Annotated in this window: 20 protein-coding genes; 13 read left to right on the top strand and 7 right to left on the bottom strand. The window is 60.3% G+C overall.

All coding sequences use genetic code 11. The annotated features are described in order from the left end of the window. Positions 1-207: 207 nt before the first annotated feature. The 7 genes from cobJ to ACRER8_RS06925 form a co-directional block, all read right to left on the bottom strand. On the bottom strand, positions 208-1,920 hold the full coding sequence (gene cobJ / locus ACRER8_RS06955; RefSeq protein WP_431745610.1) for a precorrin-3B C(17)-methyltransferase: 1,713 nt from the start codon (positions 1,918-1,920) through the stop codon (positions 208-210). Next, positions 1,920-2,654: a precorrin-2 C(20)-methyltransferase gene (locus ACRER8_RS06950; RefSeq protein WP_431745609.1), complete on the bottom strand. Its 735-nt coding sequence runs from the start codon at positions 2,652-2,654 to the stop codon at positions 1,920-1,922. The genes cobJ and ACRER8_RS06950 overlap by 1 nt, the downstream gene beginning before the upstream one ends. Continuing rightward, positions 2,651-3,277, bottom strand: coding sequence for a precorrin-8X methylmutase (locus tag ACRER8_RS06945; RefSeq protein ID WP_431745608.1), 627 nt, complete (start codon positions 3,275-3,277; stop codon positions 2,651-2,653). Before ACRER8_RS06945 ends, ACRER8_RS06950 begins: the two co-directional genes overlap by 4 nt. Next, positions 3,270-4,622, bottom strand: coding sequence for a precorrin-3B synthase (gene cobG, locus ACRER8_RS06940; protein WP_431745607.1), 1,353 nt, complete (start codon positions 4,620-4,622; stop codon positions 3,270-3,272). The genes ACRER8_RS06945 and cobG overlap by 8 nt, the downstream gene beginning before the upstream one ends. Before the next feature lie 225 nt (positions 4,623-4,847). After that, positions 4,848-5,222, bottom strand: coding sequence for a hypothetical protein (locus ACRER8_RS06935; protein ID WP_431745606.1), 375 nt, complete (start codon positions 5,220-5,222; stop codon positions 4,848-4,850). Between the two features lie 266 nt (positions 5,223-5,488). After that, the gene (locus tag ACRER8_RS06930; RefSeq protein ID WP_431745605.1) at positions 5,489-5,863 is read right to left on the bottom strand and encodes a hypothetical protein; all 375 of its coding nucleotides are present in this window, start codon (positions 5,861-5,863) and stop codon (positions 5,489-5,491) included. Next, positions 5,856-6,830 (bottom strand): hypothetical protein, encoded by a 975-nt coding sequence (locus ACRER8_RS06925; protein ID WP_431745604.1) that lies wholly within the window; start codon positions 6,828-6,830, stop codon positions 5,856-5,858. The genes ACRER8_RS06930 and ACRER8_RS06925 overlap by 8 nt, the downstream gene beginning before the upstream one ends. A gap of 231 nt (positions 6,831-7,061) precedes the next feature. Here ACRER8_RS06925 and cbiE point away from each other — a divergent pair, with 231 nt between their 5' ends. From cbiE to urtD, 13 genes are all read left to right on the top strand, one after another. After that, positions 7,062-8,264 (top strand): precorrin-6y C5,15-methyltransferase (decarboxylating) subunit CbiE, encoded by a 1,203-nt coding sequence (cbiE, locus tag ACRER8_RS06920; RefSeq protein WP_431745603.1) that lies wholly within the window; start codon positions 7,062-7,064, stop codon positions 8,262-8,264. Beyond that, positions 8,264-9,361, top strand: a complete 1,098-nt coding sequence (locus tag ACRER8_RS06915) for a cobalt-precorrin-5B (C(1))-methyltransferase (RefSeq protein ID WP_431745602.1) — start codon at positions 8,264-8,266, stop codon at positions 9,359-9,361. The genes cbiE and ACRER8_RS06915 overlap by 1 nt, the downstream gene beginning before the upstream one ends. Further along, positions 9,358-10,080 carry a cobalt-precorrin-6A reductase gene (locus tag ACRER8_RS06910; RefSeq protein WP_431745601.1) on the top strand — a complete coding sequence of 241 codons (723 nt, stop codon included), beginning with the start codon at positions 9,358-9,360 and terminating at the stop codon, positions 10,078-10,080. The genes ACRER8_RS06915 and ACRER8_RS06910 overlap by 4 nt, the downstream gene beginning before the upstream one ends. Before the next feature lie 108 nt (positions 10,081-10,188). After that, positions 10,189-10,491, top strand: coding sequence for a type II toxin-antitoxin system RelE/ParE family toxin (locus ACRER8_RS06905; RefSeq protein ID WP_431745600.1), 303 nt, complete (start codon positions 10,189-10,191; stop codon positions 10,489-10,491). Positions 10,492-10,493: 2 nt separating this feature from the next. Then, positions 10,494-10,781 carry an addiction module antidote protein gene (locus tag ACRER8_RS06900; RefSeq protein WP_431745599.1) on the top strand — a complete coding sequence of 96 codons (288 nt, stop codon included), beginning with the start codon at positions 10,494-10,496 and terminating at the stop codon, positions 10,779-10,781. Between the two features lie 86 nt (positions 10,782-10,867). Continuing rightward, positions 10,868-11,284 carry a DUF2946 domain-containing protein gene (locus ACRER8_RS06895; RefSeq protein ID WP_431745598.1) on the top strand — a complete coding sequence of 139 codons (417 nt, stop codon included), beginning with the start codon at positions 10,868-10,870 and terminating at the stop codon, positions 11,282-11,284. Between the two features lie 53 nt (positions 11,285-11,337). After that, complete coding sequence (locus ACRER8_RS06890; protein WP_431745597.1) at positions 11,338-11,811, top strand: copper chaperone PCu(A)C; 474 nt, start codon at positions 11,338-11,340, stop codon at positions 11,809-11,811. Between the two features lie 38 nt (positions 11,812-11,849). After that, positions 11,850-12,296 (top strand): DUF2946 domain-containing protein, encoded by a 447-nt coding sequence (locus tag ACRER8_RS06885; protein ID WP_431745596.1) that lies wholly within the window; start codon positions 11,850-11,852, stop codon positions 12,294-12,296. 85 nt (positions 12,297-12,381) lie between these two features. Further along, positions 12,382-13,755 (top strand): PepSY-associated TM helix domain-containing protein, encoded by a 1,374-nt coding sequence (locus ACRER8_RS06880; RefSeq protein ID WP_431745595.1) that lies wholly within the window; start codon positions 12,382-12,384, stop codon positions 13,753-13,755. A 523-nt stretch (positions 13,756-14,278) separates the two neighbouring features. Then, entirely contained in the window at positions 14,279-15,544 is a 1,266-nt protein-coding gene (gene urtA, locus ACRER8_RS06875; protein ID WP_431745594.1) for an urea ABC transporter substrate-binding protein, read from the top strand. A gap of 174 nt (positions 15,545-15,718) precedes the next feature. Further along, positions 15,719-17,308, top strand: coding sequence for an urea ABC transporter permease subunit UrtB (urtB, locus tag ACRER8_RS06870; protein ID WP_431745593.1), 1,590 nt, complete (start codon positions 15,719-15,721; stop codon positions 17,306-17,308). Beyond that, positions 17,308-18,387: an urea ABC transporter permease subunit UrtC gene (gene urtC / locus ACRER8_RS06865; RefSeq protein WP_431745592.1), complete on the top strand. Its 1,080-nt coding sequence runs from the start codon at positions 17,308-17,310 to the stop codon at positions 18,385-18,387. The genes urtB and urtC overlap by 1 nt, the downstream gene beginning before the upstream one ends. Further along, entirely contained in the window at positions 18,384-19,238 is an 855-nt protein-coding gene (gene urtD, locus ACRER8_RS06860; protein WP_431745591.1) for an urea ABC transporter ATP-binding protein UrtD, read from the top strand. Before urtC ends, urtD begins: the two co-directional genes overlap by 4 nt. Positions 19,239-19,328 lie beyond the last annotated feature (90 nt).

Below are 19,328 nucleotides of genomic sequence, written 5' to 3'. Positions count from 1 at the left end.
CGTGCTCATGTTCGCAGTGCTTGTGCGGCAAGGGATGCGAGCGCTTGAGGGATGAAGCTGACATTTACGGGTCAGGAACAGGGAAAAGATTTACCCGTGATCAGCTGACAGTTCCACAGGATCCAGGCGTCAACTCTCGCCTGACAGAGGCGCATTCCTACGCACACACGGAGGGATTCCGAGGCTCCCTCCATTCGGGTCAGTGAATCAGGAGGCGGGTTTAGCGCCATACCAACGCGGCGTATAGACCCAGTGTCGTCCCTCGGAGCGGGGAACTGTGGCGGTCAGCGAAGAGCCGACCAACACCATCGTGCGCATGTCCACCTGCTCCGGGGTCAGTTCACCCAATGTGATGACACGCAAGGTCTGCCCCGGACGACCGATGTCCCGCCCCAGCGTCACCGGAGTTTGAGGGGTGCGGTGCTGACGCACTATTTCCAGTGCTCGTCCGAGTTGCCACGGACGAGAGCGAGAGATCGGGTTGTAGAACGCCAGCGCAAGATCGGCCTGGCAGGCCAAGTCCAGACGCTTTTCGATGATGTCCCATGGTTTGAGGTTGTCCGACAGGGACATCACGCAGAAGTCGTGGCCTAGCGGCGCGCCGGCTTGTGCCGCCGTGGCCAGCGAGGCCGAGACGCCCGGCAGGATTTCCAGATCGACTGAATGCCATTGCGGATCGTCGGACTCGTGCAGCGCTTCCAGCACGGCCGCCGCCATGGCGAACACGCCTGGATCGCCCGACGAAACCACCACTACCGAACGCCCCTGAGCCGCCAGTTCGAAAGCGTGGCGGGCGCGTTGCATTTCTTCGCGGTTGTCGGTGCAATGCAGCACCTGATCGGCACGAAACGGGCCGGCCATGCGCACGTAGGTTTCGTAACCCAGTACATCATTGGCCCGCGCCAGTTCGGCCTTGACTGCCGGGATCATGAACTCGGCAGCACCCGGACCGAGGCCGATAACCGCCAGCCGCCCTCTTGTTCGACCGATGTGTTCGATGTCCAGCGGTTGCGGCGCGACGGCAATGGCTATCCCGTCGCGCGGCGTGATCGGCGGCAGCAACTGCGGCAAGGCCTGTCGCGCCATGTCACTCGCCGACGCTGCTTGAGTAAAGCGCAGCGGCACACCCAACTCCTGCGCCGCCATGTGCAGCGTCGAATTGGCCATGTGCACTTCGCTCGCCAACAGACAGGCCAGCGATTGCAGTGCGATGCGTGAATGGTGCAGCGTCGCTCTAACAACGTCAGCCAGATTCTCAATGCCCGCATCGACCGCCACCAGCACATTGCGCGGGTAGATCAACAGTTCGTTCGCAGAAGCCTCGCGCTCGGCATAACCGACATGAATTGCCAACTGGGCATGATCGTCTTCTGGCAACTGCGCTTGCGCCAACCAAGGTGCCGCGCCTTCGATGCGCACGCTTTCGCCTGACAGCAAATCGGACACGAAACGCTTGCCCAGCTCCAGATCGCCCAAGGCATAACCGGCCGGAGGATTGAGCAGGCAGGTGCCAAAGCGCAGCTCGCCGCTGGTGGTGATGGCAGCAGTGGTCTTCAGGCCCGCCGCAATTTCGCGAGCCATGACGTTGACGCCGCCCAACCCACCCAGCAGCGGCACCACGGCGCTGCCATCTTCGGCCACCGCCAGCACCGGCGGCTCGGCACCCTTCTCCAGCAACACCGGCGCAAGCGTGCGAATGACAATGCCCGCCGCACACAACGCGATGATCGGCGTGTCTTGTTGATACAGGCCACGCAACGTCGCGCCGAACTCGGTATAGCTGCGGTCAACGCCTTCAACGCGCTCGGCCAGCCCATGAATCAGCGCATCCGGGTACAGCTGTTGAATCCGTCGCGCCGTGCTCAGCGCGCCCTTGCCGAGAATGACGATGGCCGGGGCCTTGGTGTTCGAAGCGCCCATCAGCCTTGCCACCTTTCGCCGGGAACGATGATCAACGAGAAATACGGCGACGACATCGGATCGACTTCCGCCAGCGGCACGATCTTCTGATTACTCATCGTCGCGCGCTCGACGTACAGCGCACGTTCGGCCAGACCGGTGTCGACTAGCACTTGCCGCACTTTCGGCAGGTTGCGGCCCAGCTTCATGATGACCGCCGCGTCGGCGTTCACCAGTTTGCGCTTGAGTTCATCGGCCGACAGCACGCCCGACAACACCGACAGGCTCTGATTGCGATATACCAGAGGCGCGCCCAACACTGAGGCGCCGCCGAGCATCGAACAGACGCCCGGCACCACTTCAGCTTCGTAGCGCTCGGCCAGGCGATCGTGCAAATACATGTACGAACCGTAGAAGAACGGGTCGCCTTCGCAGATCACTGCGACATCGCGACCGGCATCCAGGTGCGCGGCGACATCGAGGCTGGCGCTGTCATAAAAGTCGCTGATGATCTGCTCGTAGGACATCGGCACCGGCAACGCTTCGGTGGTCACCGGATACACCAGCGGCATCAGCGTCTGCGCTTCCTGCAGGTGCGCTTCGATGATGCCGAATGCGTTGCCCTTCTTGCCCTTGGCAACGAAGTACGCCACCACCGGCGACTCGCGCAGCAGACGCAGCGCCTTGACGGTGATCAGCTCGGGATCACCGGGGCCGACGCCCAGGCCAATCAATCGACCGCGAGCGTGCATCATTCGATCTCCGCGGCGAGGGCGTTGACCGCGGCGGCGGCCATGGCGCTGCCGCCACGACGTCCCTGCATGATTACGTATGGCACGCCGCGGCTGTCAGCAGCGAGCATGTCCTTGGATTCGGCAGCGCCGACGAAGCCAACCGGAAAGCCCAGAATCAATGCAGGTTTCGGCGCGCCGGCATCGATCATTTCCAGCAGGTAGAACAGCGCGGTCGGCGCATTGCCGATGACCACCACTGCGCCTTCCAGATGCGGACGCCATAGCTCCAGCGCGGCGGCGGAGCGGGTGTTGCCCAGCTCGCGTGCCAGTTCGGGAACGCCTTCGTTCTTCAGCGTGCAGATCACCTGATTGTTCGCTGGCAGGCGGGCGCGGGTCACGCCTTCGGCCACCATGTGCGCGTCACACAGAATCGGCGCCCCGGCGGCCAGCGCCTGACGTCCCGCAGTCCCGGCGCCCGGCGAGAAACGCAGGTCCTCGACCGCATCGACCATGCCGCAGGCATGAATCACCCGAACGGCGAGTTTTTCCAGGTCGGCCGGGATGGAGTCGAGCCGGGCTTCGGCACGAATGATCGCGAAGGAGTTGCGATAGATCTCCTGGCCGTCGCGGATGTAATCAATCATCGGTGTTGCTCCGTGAGTCGGCGGTCAACAACGCACCGACTGCTTCAATAGTGAGGTCACGCCCGCGCAACTCGCCGAATCCCGGCTGATCTGCGTGGCGAAAATACAAGTCATAACGGCCAGCGCAAACCGCCAGCAAAGTGATCGGCGCAACGTGGGCAGCGGCGCAGGATCGGCTGCAACCGGAAAGGTGTACGGCCTGGCTGACGCCCTGCTGTTGCAGGTGCGCGGCCAGTTGCAGTGCATCGGCCTTGGTGTCGGACAGGCCTTTGCCACAGGCGGCAGAGCCGGTGCAGGCGATCAACTGCGACAGCGCCTGCTCGGCATCGCACAACAAACCCGCACCGCGCAGCCCCTCCAGCGCAAATTCGGACTGATCCTGAGTGACGTTGCGCAGCATCACGCTTTGCCAAGGAGTCATCGCCAGCGAACCATCGCCCCGTTCAACCGAGAGCGTTGCAACGCGGCGCAACATGGACGGACTCAGTCGCCCCAAAGGCACGACACCGCCGACCGAGGTCAAGCCGGGTTGCCGTTGTGGATAACGCCCGATGTGAGCGTTGGGCTGAATCGGCGAACGACGCTTTGTGGTTATTTTCTGATCAAGTCGCAGGGGATGCCGCAAACGCTTCGAGAGTTGTTCCAGGAAGTACGTGACGGGCATTTCCTGCAGCAGGTGACGCATGCGGGTCTGCTCGGGCCGGGCATGCTCAAGGAACAGCTCCAGCACCGCCACCACCAGATCGTGGCCCGTTTCCGGTGTTACGGCCGCCAGCGGCGACTCGGTGGCAGCACAACCTGCCAGGCCGAAACCCAACAGTGTTTCCCCGTTCACGTTCAACGCCGACAGCCACAGGTCGTGGGGGTGTTCAAGCATCGCCAGGCCCTCGCCCGCATCCAGCGACACCGCGAATTTGGGCGACAGCTCATGGAAACGAGGGTGAGTCTCCAGCGAATGAAGTATCTGTGCCGCCAGTGGACGCGCGTCCAGCAGTTGCAAAGGGTCGATACCCGCAGTGGGGCTGAGCATCAGATTGCGCACGTCATCGCTGGCCGGATTCTTCGGCCCCAGCCCGGCGTCGAGCAGGGTAGCAATCAAGCCATCATGGTCCGTCCCGACGCCGCGAATCTGCAGATTTCCGCGATTGGTCGCCTCGATCACCCCACCCGCGAAGCGCTCGGCGACATCAGCCACGGCGAACGCCTGCATGGCCGAAATTACCCCGCCCGGCAGCTTGATCCGGCAGATACCACCGTCCAGCGCCGGGACGATACGCAACAACCCCGGACAGGCCGAGGGGCGCAAAGGCGTGACGGGCATGCGAGCGGACAGCGGCTCGGTCAAAGGGTCACCTGACGTGGACGGGGTGGGCAAATGGGAAACGAATGGTTACAGGCGCCGTATTATGCCTGCTTTGGCGGTTGGCATGAAAAGGCGGTCTGTCGGATGGGCTCTGACGCGGAATTAGATATGGATATATAGCCGTCCTGGCGACGGTGGCGTCCTGAAAAATGCTCGCGTCGGTGATCCGGACGGCTGAAGGAATGCTGATCAACTGTTGATAGGTGGTTACCAGAGCCTTCCCGCAAGCGCCATGGCTGTCAGCAATGTGACGAGGCCAGTTCCACCGAGCCGCGACGGAATATATATCCATCGCCGAAGCCTCAAAGAAAGATTGTTAGCTTGATCAACATCAATCAAGCCATGCTTATGCAGAAGACGGGGGGATGTCAGCACCAAGCTGGCCATCGAGTAACGGTACATCTTCCCGGGATGGCTGTACTCTCCCCAAAAAGCTTTGGCATCCGTGATGAGCTTACAGTTAGACAACTGCTCCTCGATTTCGGGAAGGACAAAATAGGCCGCGTAAAGCGCGAGAAGGTGTCCAACAAGCAGGAAGCCGGCTGATATGACAGCCACACACAGCAAAAAGATGTCATTCATCGTCAAGGATCTCGTAAAGCATTGTACTTAACGACTCTCCAACGGCCGAACCGCCTTTACCTGCGCCCCATCCAACAATGGCACCGCCAGCGATGCCACATGCAATGATGCTAGCGCCTCGAGACGGTCCAGCCATTTTCAGGCACAGCCGAGCTGCGGCAGGCCCTCCCAACGCCCCTGCTCGCCCAGCCGCAGGAATTCCCACCATCATCTTCCCCACCTCCACAAACTTGGCCTTCGTACTGTGATGGTTATGGATAAGAGGGTTACCAAAGCTTGTCGAGCAGCGCCAGAGCGGTGATGCCAACGATGAAGGCCGTCACACCAGCTCTTTCGGGAATACAAATCCATCGTCGCTGACTGACAGAGATGCTGTTCACCTCATCTATATCGACCAGATCTTTTTGTCGCAGAAGTTCAGTTGAGGTAAGTGCCAGGTTCACAGCCACAAGTCGATAGCGTCGACCGATAAACCCAGAGTTATCCCAACTGCGCTTCGCATCAATCACGATCTGGCAGTTCTTTAGCCGTACTTCTATTCCAGGGAGGATGAGGTATTTCACATACACATCTGCGCAAAAGCTGACAACTCCGATAACACAGGAGCCGATGACCACTCCCCCTAAAAAGCCGTCACTCATCGCCAGTCAACTGATAAAGCCAGTTACCCCCGTACGCTCCCAATTTGCTACCACGGGTTCCACCCAGCCATCCGCCAGCAGCACCACCTGCGATACCACAAATGGCTAAACTGGCACCCCGAGTAGGCCCGGCCATCCTGAAGCACATTGATACTGCTACCTTCGCGCCGGCCCCACCCGTCGCGCTCGACATCGGAATTCCCGCCATCATCTTCCCCACCTCCACAAACTTGGCCTTCGTACACTGTTGCTCTCGCCCGGCCGAGCACGCTTCTCGGATTTCAAACACACCTGCGCCGACATCCAACACAACACCTATCGGTGTTCCGTTGCTCAAATAGCGGGCTACGTTGTTGATGCGTTTGACGCTCCTCGCATAGTTTGCGACCTCGCCTGAGCGCATGAAACTCTTGCTGGAAATGCCCAGCATCTTCTTGATCGTTGAGTTGTTCTTCAGCCCTGTTCCCCAGTGCCCGATACCCCGCAGCTGACCATCGAGGACGTTGAATAACCTCTGACACTGGGCCACAAACTGATCCTTGCTCAGCCCGCCGGCACGCCAACGCTGGTAGGCGTCGTTGATGTCTTTCAAAGTACTTTCGACCTGATTCAGGTGCGTGCTCCAGGCCGAGGTCACACTGCCAACGCCAAGAGATCCGTAGGACATGATGCTTTGCAGCAGATCATAGTTCTGTGTCAGAACCCTTGCGCTGGCGTCATCGGTTGCGATCAGGGACTGACGTACGTCACGAGCGTACGACGCCAGCAGATTATCCTCGGGCGTGCACATGCTGGTCGAGCTGTCGCCCACGACAATCAGCTCACCCGGCATGACGATAGAAAAGGCGGTGACGTGGGGATTGAGCCGGTCAAACTTGGCCCGGGCACCGCTGCCATTAGGCAAGCTGTCTCGAAAGGAGGAGAGATTCTGTTTTTCACGATTGATAAACGCGTAGGCCCCGGACATGCGCTCAACATCCTGATCGGCTTCATGAGCGGCGCACGATAGATTTGCGCCTTGGGCGGTGTCATTACTACGAGAGTTTCAGAAATGTCCCACAAGCAAGCTGCCACCCCCCTACAAAATGAGGCTGATTGGCCCCAGCACGACGGGGCACCCTCAGCGCGGTATCATGCCGAGTTTATTCGTAGGCCAATGAATACGGCCTGTCGCAAGCATTGGGTCTGAGGGCAATACATGTCGCCGTGGCTGACAGTCGTGGGAATCGGTGAGGACGGCTACAAGGGTCTGGGCAGGAACGCCCGGCACGCGCTGCTGCAGGCACGACAGGTGTTTGGCAGCGCTCGTCAACTCGATTTGCTACCGCCGTGCATTGCGGCCGAACGTCGTCTTTGGCCGAGTCCGTTTTCATTGCAGCCTGTCCTTGAGCAGCGCGGCGAACCGGTTTGCGTGATTGCCAGCGGCGATCCGATGCTGTTTGGCGTGGGGGTGAGCCTGTCGCAGCAGGTGCCGTTCGAACAGATGCGCGTGATTCCGGCTCCCTCTTCTTACTCTCTCGCGGCAGCTCGCCTGGGCTGGGCGTTGCAGGATGTGCTGACGCTGTCGGTGGTCGCTCGGCCATTGGCGGCATTGAATGCACAGCTGCATCACGGTTTGCGTCTGTTGGTGCTGAGCAACGATGGAAGCAGCCCCTCCTCCATCGCGGCCTTGTTGCGTGGGCGCGGTTTTGGCCCGAGCCACATGACGGTTCTCGAACACCTTGGAGGCCCAGCGGAACGGCGAGTTGATGGCACCGCCAACGACTGGTCAAACCCTGAAATTGCCGCGTTGAATCTGGTGGCGATTGACTGCCGCGCAGCACCTGACACCTTGCGTTTATCGCCGCTGGGTGGGTTGCCAGACGACGCTTTTCGCCACGACGGCCAACTGACCAAACGCGACGTGCGCGCGATCACCCTCGCCCGCTTGGCCCCTGTTCCCGGCGAGTTGTTGTGGGACGTCGGCGCGGGATGCGGCTCCATCGGCATTGAGTGGATGCGCGCGCACCCCACATGTCGCGCCGTAGCGATCGAGGCCAATGAAGAACGGCAGCAATTGATCGAATTCAACCGCGATGCGCTGGGTGTTCCCGGCTTGCAATTGATTCGTGGACGTGCGCCCGATGCCCTTGAAGGGCTTGACCAACCTGATGCAATTTTCATTGGCGGCGGCATTACCCGCACCGGCGTACTGGACAGTTGCTGGCAGCATCTGCGCTCCGGCGGCCGGCTGGTAGCCAACGCGGTCACGCTGCAAAGTGAGGCGATGCTGGTCAACTGGCGCGAACAACATGGCGGCGAATTGGCCCGAATTCACCTTGCGCACTCCAAACCGCTGGGCGAGTTCGACACTTGGCGTCAGGCCCTGCCGATTACGTTGCTCGAAGCGATCAAGCCCTGATGCGTGAAGAAACCGCCGAACAACCCGCGCCGCTGCGCAGCGGCCTGACTACTGGCAGCTGCGCCACGGCCACCTCGCTAGCCGCGGCGCGTCTGTTGTTGGGCGGCGAGATGTACGACGCCATCGAGATCACGCTGCCCAAGGGCAAGCAAGTGCAGATGCGTCTGGAATTCTGCCGTCTTTCTGCTGACGGCGCTGAAGCCGGAACGATCAAGGACGCCGGCGATGACCCTGATGTGACCCACGGCGCGCTGTTGTATTCGCAGGTGCGACTGAGCGCTGACATCGGCGTGCGTTTCATCGCCGGTCCCGGCGTCGGAACTGTGACCCGGCCCGGCTTGGTGCTGGGCGTGGATGAACCGGCGATCAATCCGGTTCCGCGCCGAATGATGACCGAACACCTGACGCGACTGGCGCACGAATTCGGTTATACGGGCGGTTTCGAAGTCACGGTCTGCGTGGAAAATGGCAGCGAACTGGCTCTCAAGACCATGAACCCGCGCCTGGGCATTCTCGGCGGCCTGTCTATTCTCGGCACCAGCGGCATTGTCCGGCCGTTTTCCTGCGCGGCCTATATCGCCTCGATTCATCAAGGCATCGACGTTGCCAAAACCAATGGCTATCAACACATCGCCGCCTGCACCGGCAACGCTAGCGAAGACACGATGCGCCGAGTCTATGACCTGCCCGACATCGCGCTGATCGAGATGGGCGACTTCGTCGGCGCCGTGCTCAAGCATTTGCGAAAAGTGCCTGTGGATAAACTCAGTCTGTGCGGCGGCTTCGGCAAGATCAGCAAACTGGCGGCCGGGCATATGGATCTGCACAGTCGCCATTCCAGCATCAATCTGGAACAACTGGCGCAGTGGGCCGCAGATGTGGGCGCCGATGCCGATCTGCAACAGAAGATTCGCGCGGCCAATACCAGCCAGCAGGCGTTGGCGATGTCGGCTGCTGTCGGCGTCGCGCTGGGGGATGCGGTCTGCCGGCACGCGCTGGATTTCGCCCGCAGCGTGGTTCCAACCCAAGTCCAGGTCGAAGTGTTCGCCATCGACCGGCAAGGCGGGATCGTCGGCCACGCGGGGGCCTTCGAATGAAACGTATCTTGCTGCTGGGGGGCGTTACCGAAGCACTGATCATCGCCCGAACACTGGGGCCACAGCATATTTACAGCCTGGCCGGCGTGGGGCGTGTTCCGAACGACTTGCAGTGCCAAGTGCGCGTAGGCGGCTATGGGGGCGCTGAGGGTTTGGCGCAATTCGTACGCGACGAGGAAATCGGTCTGATTCTCGATGCGACCCATCCCTACGCCGCGCAAATCAGCCAGAACGCAGCCACCGCCGCCAAACTGACGGGTGTTCCCTGCTGGGCCTTGCGTCGTCCGGCATGGCAAGCCGGGCCGAATGATGACTGGCGCGAAGTGGCGGACTGGGCCGAACTCATCGCCGCTCTCGCCCCCTTCAAGCGCCCCCTGTTTACCTTGGGCCGCGAGCCATTGGCGCACCTACACGAAATCCCCGAGCACCAGTTTTGGACCCTGCGCGCCCTCGACGTCTATCCCGGCAATGCCCGCTGCGAAGTCATCGGCGCCCGGGGCCCTTTCGACCTTGAGGGTGAGCGCGAGTTGTTCGAGCGCCGCAACATCGATGTGCTGATCAGCAAAAACAGCGGTAGCACCGCGACCGAACCCAAGCTGGAAGTGGCGCGGGAGCGTGCGGTGCCGGTGTTGGTTTTGCAAAGGCCGGTTTTGGTGGGGGTGGATCGGGAGCTTTGGAGTGTGGGAGAAGTTTTGACGGGATTGCAGGATATTTCATAAGGACGCTTCATCGTAATGTAAGGTCGTTAGCGTGGCGACGAAAGATCCGACCGCGCCTGTCGAGGCCACCTGACAGCGGAAAAGTATCCGGAAAGATACATTTCCCGTATGATTTTTTTCGAACGATCTACCTCATTTAACCAATGGTTGAAATCCTTGAGGGACAAAACCGGACAGCGCCGCATCATTGCGCGAATCAGGGCAGCGGAGCGAGGCAATTTTGGCGATTGTGAATCAGTCGGTGGAAGCATTTACGAAATGCGTATCCACTGTGGCCCCGGTTACCGGATCTATATGACCCACCACAAGGAAGTCGTTTATCTACTACTGGTCGGTGGCGATAAGTCGACGCAAAAACGGGATATCAAACGTGCCAAGGAAATGGCTGACGACCTCAAGGCGAGGAAATAACAATGAAAGAAGAATTCAAACCTTTCGACGCAGCTGAATACCTGGAAACCCCTGAGGACATGGCGGGCTATCTGGATGCTTGCTTTGATGAAGACGCAGGGGATGGTGTTCTGGTCCGTAAAGCTCTTAATGATATTGCTCGGGCATATGGTATGACTCAAATAGCCCGTGACACCGGCCTAGGGCGGGAAAGTCTCTATAAGGCGCTGGGTAGTGCCGGCAACCCGGAATTTGCCACGATCATGAAAGTGATCAAAGCGCTAGGTCTGAAACTGCACGCGTCCACCTGAACTTTCCCTGAACCGAACCGCACCCGCGACACATCGCCGCGGCTGTGCTTTTTACATCTCCCGGCCATTCAGGCTAAATGGCCGACATGAAAGAACAACAAAAGAAGATCATCAGCCTCAAGCGGCGCCGGGCCTTTGCCTGGGTGGCGTGCTTTGCGATGTTGTTCGCCCTGTTGGCGATGCCGATGACGCCGACGATGCCGCGTACGCAAGGTGAGCAGCTGGTGTGGGGAAGTTTGTGCAGCGGCAGCGGGACACGTCTGGTGGCGACGTCCATCACGGCTGTGGGTCAACGCAACCCCGACCGCAGCGATCATGTGCTCATGCAGCATTGCCCTTGTTGTTCCGGGTCGCTGTCGATGGTGGCGGTGCCGGCGGGAAATCAGCTTGGTTTTATCGTGTTCTTACAGCCCCTCCGTCTGCCGGATGGCATATTGGTGTTCCATGGGCCACCCCGGGCGCTGTGGCCACATCTCAACCCCCGCGCCTCACCTCGAGTCTGATCGTTCGTTCACGCTGCACTTCGCGTACCTGAATGAATTGGAGACTCCTGCCCATGTTGAAAAAGATTCTGCTGCTGTCGGCCTTGCTGCTGCCCGCCTGCCTTGTTGAAGCTCATGACTATGTAAAAGGCCAGCTGTCCATCACCCATGCCTGGTCGATGGAGTTGCCGCCGAATGCGCCCACGGTTGCGGCGTATTTCGTGATCAGCAATAAAGGGGCCGATGCCGACCGTCTGCTCACTGTCGACAGCCCCATCGCCGGCGCCGCTCAATTGCATGAGCATGTCACCAAAGACGGCTTGATGAAGATGCAGCAGATTGAAACCGTGGACGTGCCAGCCAGCGGCACAGTGACGTTCGCGCCGATGGCTTACCATGTCATGCTGCTGGATTTGAAAGACCGCTCGAAGCTGACCACCGGCCAGACTTTTCCGCTGACGCTCCACTTCGAGAAAGCCGGAGACGTTACCGTTCAGGTGATGGTGCAGAAACAGGCACCTGACGACGCTCCGGCGCACGCCCATTGATAGATGTTGATCATCGAAGCTGAACGCCATTGAGCCGCATGTTCGCGACACGCAGCCGCCGCGCCACCGCTCCCCGCAAGATGCCGGGTGCATGGCTGAGCCTGTTTGCCATGCTGATGATCTTCATTGGCCCACTGATTTCGCAGTCGATGCCGATGGAGCATCACACGGGCATCCCGGCGCGCGTATCGATGGCGGCGGACATAGGGCTGTCTGCGCCGATGGACATGTCGGCCGATGGCCACAGCGCACACCACGCAAACTCAGCCGATGCTGCTGGCGTCGATCATGTGCTCTGGGCCAAGTGCGGCTATTGCACCCTGCTGTTCAGTTGCCCGGCGCTGAGTCAGACCTTGGCAGTCGCGGCGCCTGTTCCGCCGAAACCTGCCGACTTCTACAATGCGGTCCCGCAACAGGGCCATGCCCAACGCAGCGTCTTCCCCAACGCACGCAGTCGCGCCCCGCCGCTCTCTTCCGTCGCCTGAACCTTGAAAAGATTCGTATCCGCTGACCGCCGATGAGTGGTCCGCGTGCTGCGCCGTGCTTATCCCTGACGGGGAGTGTTTCACCATGTCCAAACCAAACGTGTCGTTTTATAACCTGGCGTGGCGCTGGCATTTTTATGCCGGGTTGTTCGTCGCGCCTTTCATGATCGTCCTGTCGCTGACGGGGATCGTCTATCTGTTCAAGCCACAGCTCGACTCGCTCATGTACAGCGACCTGCTGACGGTCAAACCCGCTCACCACATGCTCAGTGCCGACGCGCAGCAACAGCGGATCTTCGACGCCTACCCGAACGCGCCAATCAGCAAATACCTGCCACCTGTAAATGCCGAAAGCAGTGCGCAGTTCGTGGTGAACCAGGAGGGTCGTGACCTGAACCTGTTCATCGACCCCTACAGTGGCAAGATCCTCGGCACTCAGGATGCCAAGAACAATCTGCAAGCTATGGCCCGCGAGCTTCACGGTGAGCTGATGATCGGCACCGTGGGCGACCGTCTGGTGGAACTGGCAGCGGGATGGGGCATCGTCCTGGTGATCTCGGGTGTGTACCTGTGGTGGCCGCGCGGGCGTTTGTCCGCGGGCGTGCTCTGGCCACGCCTCAACGCGCGGGGTCGCCTGCTGTGGCGGGATTTGCACGCGGTGACCGGTTTCTGGGGCTCGGTGGCGCTGTTGTTCATGCTCCTGAGCGGCATGACCTGGACCGGCATGTGGGGGAAGGTGTACGCGGATGTGTGGAACACATTTCCGGCAACAATGTGGAACGAGGTGCCCAAGTCCGAGAAACAGGCTGGCGAGCTGAATACCGCGAGTGTGCAGACCGTGCCGTGGGCCATGGAGAACACGCCGATGCCGGTTTCTTCGGGGGATCACGCCGAGCATATGAATCATGCTGGCATGTCCAACGAACCTGCTGCTCCGATGATCACCTTGCAACGGGTCGTCGATATCGCCAGAGAGCGCAAGATCGAGTCCGGCTACAGCATCACTCAACCGACCACCGCTGACGGCGTATTCACGGTGTCGGTGTTCGCGGACGACCCGCACAACGACGCAACCCTGCACATTGATCAGTACACCGGCAAGGTGCTGGCAGACGTGCGATACCAGGATTACAGCGTGGTTTCTCGCGCTACCGAGCTTGGCGTGATGCTGCACGAAGGCAAGATGTTCGGCTGGCTGAATCAGTTGGTGATCCTGTTCATCTGCCTGATGGTGCTGCTCAGTTCGGTGAGCGGGATGGTGATCTGGTGGAAGCGTCGGCCGCAAAACGGCTTTGGCGTTCCGCCGCTGCGACACGGCCTGCCACGCTGGAAAGTTGCGACGGTGGTGATGATTGCACTAGGCGCTGTCTTCCCGCTCGTCGGGATTTCGATGGTGGCAGTATGGTTGCTCGATCGGATAGCCCTTTCGCGCTTTGCCAAATCGGCGGCAACAGCTTAGATTGCGTCGTGCGGGGCCTGGAACCCTTTGGGTGGTTTAGTGATGAATTCCTCCTCATTTCCGGCTTCAGGCCCCGTCTTCTTTTTTTCTCTGTCCTCATTCTCGATCAATCCCGATTCCCGCCGAATCATCGCCTTCTGTAGAAGCCTGCTTGCTGGCGAACCCGGCGGGTCAAATCCTGAATTCGTCGCAGCCAGATCGCGTTCGCCGGTAAGCCGGCTCTTACAGTGGACTGTGTGCGCACGATAAATCCGGACATTTCGCCAGGACGCCAAGACCCCAGAGCTGCACACAAACCGAAATCTGTCGCCCCAGACAGCTTTGGCACCAGAAAAGCGCACAGCCCGCACCACAGAACCGGCGCTATCCCACATTGGTGCACCCCCTCCTTCACTCGCGACGCTTTCATTCGATTTTGCGACGTTTTCAGCCTTGGCCCAGCCTTTGCTAAAGCCTAAGCAGACCTGACCTCTGCATCGCCAACTGCAGGCATACCAAAAAAATCGAAGAATGGAGCTAGCCAATGAAGCGTCGTAGTTTGCTTAAAGCGTTCACCTTGTCCGCGTCGATCGCAGCTATGGGTTTGACCTGGACCGCGCAGGCCGCCGATACCATCAAGGTCGGAATTCTTCATTCTTTGTCCGGCACCATGGCCATCTCCGAGACGTCGCTCAAAGACATGGCGCTGATGACCATCGACGAGATCAACGCCAAAGGCGGCGTCAACGGCAAGAAACTGGAGGCGGTAGTCGTCGACCCGGCTTCCAACTGGCCGCTGTTCGCTGAAAAAGCCCGCCAGCTAATCACCCAGGACAAAGTGTCTGTGGTCTTCGGTTGCTGGACATCGGTGTCGCGCAAATCGGTACTGCCGGTATTCGAAGAGCTGAACAGCCTGCTGTTCTACCCGGTGCAATACGAAGGTGAGGAAATGTCGCCGAACGTGTTCTACACCGGCGCGGCCCCCAACCAGCAGGCGATTCCTGCGGTCGAGTATCTGATGAGCGAAGACGGCGGCGGCGCCAAGCGCTTCTTCCTGCTGGGCACCGACTACGTTTACCCCCGCACCACCAACAAGATTCTGCGCTCGTTCCTGCACTCCAAAGGCGTGAAGGACAGCGACATCGAAGAGGTCTATACCCCGTTCGGCCACAGCGATTACCAGACCATCGTGGCCAACATCAAGAAGTTTTCCGCAGGCGGCAAGACCGCTGTGATCTCAACCGTCAACGGCGACTCCAACGTACCGTTCTACAAAGAACTGGGTAACCAGGGTCTGAAGGCTACCGACGTTCCGGTGGTTGCGTTCTCGGTAGGCGAAGAAGAGCTGCGTGGCGTCGACACCAAACCGCTGGTGGGCAACCTGGCCGCGTGGAACTACTTCGAGTCGGTGAAGAATCCGGTCAACACCAAGTTCGTCGCTGACTGGAAAGCCTACGCCAAGGCGCACAACCTACCGAACGCCGACAAGGCGGTGACCAACGACCCGATGGAAGCCACTTACGTCGGCATCCATATGTGGGCGCAAGCGGTCGAGAAGGCCAAGTCCACCGACGTGGATAAAGTCCGCGACGCCATGGCCGGCCAGACCTTCGCCGCGCCGTCGGGCTTCACTCTGGAAATGGACAAAACGAACCACCACCTGCACAAGCCGGTGATGATCGGCGAGATCAAATCGGACGGTCAGTTCAACGTAGTGTGGAAAACCAAAGAGCCGCTTCGCGCGCAGCCGTGGAGTCCGTTCATTCCGGGCAACGACAAGAAGCCTGACTATGCGGTGAAGAGTAACTAAGCAGTGTTGCGGGTCGCCCTTGGGTTTGTAGCAGAGCGATCCGCAGCGTCGCCTGAACATTTTCGCGAATGAATTCGCTCCCACAGTAGATCGCGCACCCTCTGTGGGAGTGAATTCATTCGCGATAGCCTCAACACGGTTTCTCTGCTGTACGCCGACACCAAGGCCAACGATATGCCCACATCTCTCTACCGCCTCATTCTCGCCCTGGGCCTGCTGCTACCCCTCGCAGCTCATGCCAGCGATGCCGGCGACTTTGTCGCGGCCGAATCTTCCGAACGCGCTCAATTGCTGGAAGCCTGGGCTGCCAAGCCCGACCCGGCGCGCGTTGAGTTGCTGGTTGCCCTGCAGGAAGGCCGCGTAGCCGCCGACAGCAGCAATCGCGCCTTCATCCAGAACGGCGACAGCTTCACCGCCGTCGACCCGAACGCCCCGGCAATGGCCGACGCGCCCAACCCGGACGAACCTGAGGCGATCAGCCTGAACAACCGTCTGCGCGGGCTGGTGGAAACTGCCCTCGCCAGTCACCAATTGCTCGCTGCCGACGCCAAACTGCGTCTGACAGCCGCGCTGACTCTGCAAAAGAGCGCCCGGCCTGATCAGCTGCCACTGCTCATGCAGCAAGTTGCGAGCGAGCAAGACGACGCCGTGCATTCAGCGCTGAACCTTGCGCTGGCCAATCTGCAACTGGTGGACAGCAGTCCCAACGTGCGCCTGGCCGCTGTTCGCTTGCTCGGTGAGACCGGCGACCCGCTGGCCCGGACACGTCTGGAAAACCTGCTCGAACCCAACGTCGAGACCGATCCGAGCGTGCGCCTGGCCGCCGAAACCAGCCTGGCCCAGGTCAAGCGCAAGCTGATGATCGGTGAGGTGATCGGCCAAGTGTTCGGCGGCATTTCACTGGGCTCGATCCTGTTGCTGGCAGCTCTGGGCCTGGCGATCACCTTCGGTCTTCTGGGCGTGATCAACATGGCCCACGGCGAGATGCTGATGCTGGGCGCCTATGCGACCTACGTCGTGCAGATCATGTTCCAGCGTTACGCTCCCGGCGCGATCGAGTTCTACCCGCTGGTGGCGCTGCCGGTGTCGTTCTTCGTCACGGCCTGTATCGGCATGGCTCTGGAGCGCACCGTAATTCGTCACTTGTACGGTCGCCCTCTGGAAACCTTGCTCGCGACCTGGGGCATCAGCCTGATGCTGATCCAGCTGATTCGCGTGGTATTCGGTGCGCAGAACGTCGAAGTGGCCAACCCCGAATGGCTGTCCGGCGGGATTCAGGTGCTGCCCAATCTGGTCCTGCCGTACAACCGCATCATCATCATTGCCTTCGCGCTGTTCGTGGTGGTACTGACCTGGCTGCTGCTGAACAAGACACGTCTGGGCCTGAACGTGCGCGCCGTTACCCAGAACCGCAACATGGCCGCCTGCTGCGGCGTGCCCACCGGGCGCATCGACATGATGGCTTTCGGGCTCGGCTCGGGCATTGCCGGGCTGGGTGGCGTGGCGTTGAGTCAGATCGGCAACGTCGGCCCCGATCTGGGCCAGAGCTACATCATCGACTCGTTCCTGGTGGTGGTGCTTGGCGGTGTCGGTCAGCTTGCCGGTAGCGTGACGGCGGCTTTCGGGCTGGGCATCGCCAACAAGATTCTCGAACCACAAATCGGCGCGGTGCTGGGCAAGATTCTGATCCTGGCGCTGATCATTCTGTTTATCCAGAAACGTCCGCAAGGGCTGTTCGCGCTCAAAGGACGGGTGATCGACTGATGAACCAGCCACTGATGATTACCGCCGCGCAGCGCGCAGGCACCAAAGTCACGATCTCGGTGGGGGTTGTCATCCTCGCCCTGCTGATCGCCTTGCCGCTGTTGTCGCTATTGCCCGAAAGCAACGGCCTGCAGGTGTCGGCCTACACCCTGACGCTGGTGGGCAAAATTCTCTGTTACGCCATCGTCGCCCTGGCGCTGGATCTGGTCTGGGGCTACGCAGGGTTGCTGTCGCTGGGGCACGGCTTGTTCTTTGCCCTGGGCGGTTATGCGATGGGTATGTACCTGATGCGTGAAGCTTCGGGCGACAGCCTGCCGGCGTTCATGACGTTTCTGTCGTGGACCGAGCTGCCGTGGTACTGGGTCGGCACCGAGCATTTCCTCTGGGCCATGTGCCTTGTGGTGCTGGCGCCGGGCTTGTTGGCGTTGGTGTTCGGCTTCTTCGCCTTCCGCTCGCGGATCAAGGGCGTGTACTTCTCGATCATGACCCAGGCCCTGACATTCGCCGGGATGTTGCTGTTTTTCCGCAACGAAACCGGCTTCGGGGGGAACAACGGCTTCACCAACTTCCGCAGCATTCTGGGTTTCAGCATCACTTCCCAGGGCACCCGCGCGGTGTTGTTTTTGCTGACGGTAGCCTTGCTCGTCGGCAGCCTGTTCGTGGGCTGGCGTCTGGCGCGCAGCAAGTTCGGACGGGTATTGACCGCGGTGCGCGATGCGGAAAACCGCCTGATGTTCTGCGGCTACGACCCGCGCGGCTTCAAGCTCTTCGTCTGGGTCTTGAGCGCGGTGCTGTGCGGCTTGGCTGGCGCGCTGTACGTGCCGCAAGTCGGGATCATCAACCCGAGTGAGATGTCGCCGACCAACTCCATCGAAGCCGCTGTCTGGGTCGCCTTGGGCGGTCGCGGCACGCTGATCGGCCCGTTGCTCGGCGCGGGTCTGGTCAACGGCATGAAGAGCTGGTTCACCGTGGCCTTCCCGGAATACTGGCTGTTCTTCCTCGGCGCGCTGTTCATTGTGGTGACGTTGTACCTGCCCAAAGGTGTGATTGGCCTGATCAAGAAAGGGGGCGAACAATGAAAAGCACTCCGACTCCCGCCTTCGATCCGGTGCTGGACCCTAACAGCGACGCAGGCACCAGCCGCGACACCATCGGTCTGGGGCAGGTTGCTGGCAAGGGGCTCAACACCTTGCACGGCACCATCCTGACGCTGGAAAACATCAGCGTCAGCTTTGATGGCTTCAAGGCGCTGAACGACCTGAACCTATACATCGGCGTAGGCGAGCTGCGCTGCATCATCGGCCCCAACGGCGCGGGCAAGACCACGCTGATGGACGTAATCACCGGCAAGACCCGCCCCAGCCACGGAACGGCCTGGTTCGGCGAGACCCTGGACCTGACCAAGATGAGCGAAGTGCAGATCGCTCAGGCCGGCATCGGTCGCAAGTTTCAGAAGCCGACGGTATTCGAGGCGCTGAGCGTGTTAGAGAACCTGGAACTTGCCCAGAAAACCGACAAATCGGTATGGGCCAGCCTGCGGGCCAGGCTCAATGGCGACCAGCGCGAGCGCATTGAAGAGGTGTTGGAAACCATTCGCCTGACTTCATCGATGTCGCGTCCTGCGGGCTTGCTGTCCCACGGTCAGAAGCAGTTTCTGGAAATCGGCATGTTGCTGGTCCAGGACCCGCAACTGCTGCTCCTCGACGAGCCGGTGGCGGGCATGACCGACGCCGAAACCGAATTCACCGCCGAACTGTTCAAGACGCTCGCGGGCAAGCACTCGCTGATGGTGGTCGAGCACGACATGGGCTTCGTCGGCACCATCGCCGACCACGTCACCGTGCTGCACCAAGGTAGTGTTCTGGCGGAGGGCTCGCTGGAAGACGTGCAGGCCGATGAGCGGGTGATCGAAGTTTATCTGGGACGCTGACGCAGATTTCGGATGATCTCAGTGAGCGAATCATTCGCGATGCGTGGGTACATCCGGCACATCTTCAACGCCTGAAATACAGCATCGCGG

The organism is Pseudomonas sp. (assembly GCF_050739935.1).
In the GTDB taxonomy this organism is placed as follows: domain Bacteria; phylum Pseudomonadota; class Gammaproteobacteria; order Pseudomonadales; family Pseudomonadaceae; genus Aquipseudomonas.
Note: the sequence above shows the minus strand (reverse complement) of the source record. Positions and strands in the feature narration are given on the sequence as shown.

Bases quoted from the DNA above. Each gene is read 5' to 3' on its own strand.
- cobJ (WP_431745610.1), bottom strand. From the start codon at position 1,920: ATGGGCGCTTCGAACACCAAGGCCCCGGCCATCGTCATTCTCGGCAAG.
- ACRER8_RS06950 (WP_431745609.1), bottom strand. From the start codon at position 2,654: ATGATGCACGCTCGCGGTCGATTGATTGGCCTGGGCGTCGGCCCCGGT.
- ACRER8_RS06945 (WP_431745608.1), bottom strand. From the start codon at position 3,277: ATGATTGATTACATCCGCGACGGCCAGGAGATCTATCGCAACTCCTTC.
- ACRER8_RS06935 (WP_431745606.1), bottom strand. From the start codon at position 5,222: ATGAATGACATCTTTTTGCTGTGTGTGGCTGTCATATCAGCCGGCTTC.
- ACRER8_RS06930 (WP_431745605.1), bottom strand. From the start codon at position 5,863: ATGAGTGACGGCTTTTTAGGGGGAGTGGTCATCGGCTCCTGTGTTATC.
- ACRER8_RS06925 (WP_431745604.1), bottom strand. From the start codon at position 6,830: ATGTCCGGGGCCTACGCGTTTATCAATCGTGAAAAACAGAATCTCTCC.
- cbiE (WP_431745603.1), top strand. From the start codon at position 7,062: ATGTCGCCGTGGCTGACAGTCGTGGGAATCGGTGAGGACGGCTACAAG.
- ACRER8_RS06915 (WP_431745602.1), top strand. From the start codon at position 8,264: ATGCGTGAAGAAACCGCCGAACAACCCGCGCCGCTGCGCAGCGGCCTG.
- ACRER8_RS06910 (WP_431745601.1), top strand. From the start codon at position 9,358: ATGAAACGTATCTTGCTGCTGGGGGGCGTTACCGAAGCACTGATCATC.
- ACRER8_RS06905 (WP_431745600.1), top strand. From the start codon at position 10,189: ATGATTTTTTTCGAACGATCTACCTCATTTAACCAATGGTTGAAATCC.
- ACRER8_RS06900 (WP_431745599.1), top strand. From the start codon at position 10,494: ATGAAAGAAGAATTCAAACCTTTCGACGCAGCTGAATACCTGGAAACC.
- ACRER8_RS06895 (WP_431745598.1), top strand. From the start codon at position 10,868: ATGAAAGAACAACAAAAGAAGATCATCAGCCTCAAGCGGCGCCGGGCC.
- ACRER8_RS06890 (WP_431745597.1), top strand. From the start codon at position 11,338: ATGTTGAAAAAGATTCTGCTGCTGTCGGCCTTGCTGCTGCCCGCCTGC.
- ACRER8_RS06885 (WP_431745596.1), top strand. From the start codon at position 11,850: ATGTTCGCGACACGCAGCCGCCGCGCCACCGCTCCCCGCAAGATGCCG.
- ACRER8_RS06880 (WP_431745595.1), top strand. From the start codon at position 12,382: ATGTCCAAACCAAACGTGTCGTTTTATAACCTGGCGTGGCGCTGGCAT.
- urtA (WP_431745594.1), top strand. From the start codon at position 14,279: ATGAAGCGTCGTAGTTTGCTTAAAGCGTTCACCTTGTCCGCGTCGATC.
- urtB (WP_431745593.1), top strand. From the start codon at position 15,719: ATGCCCACATCTCTCTACCGCCTCATTCTCGCCCTGGGCCTGCTGCTA.
- urtC (WP_431745592.1), top strand. From the start codon at position 17,308: ATGAACCAGCCACTGATGATTACCGCCGCGCAGCGCGCAGGCACCAAA.
- urtD (WP_431745591.1), top strand. From the start codon at position 18,384: ATGAAAAGCACTCCGACTCCCGCCTTCGATCCGGTGCTGGACCCTAAC.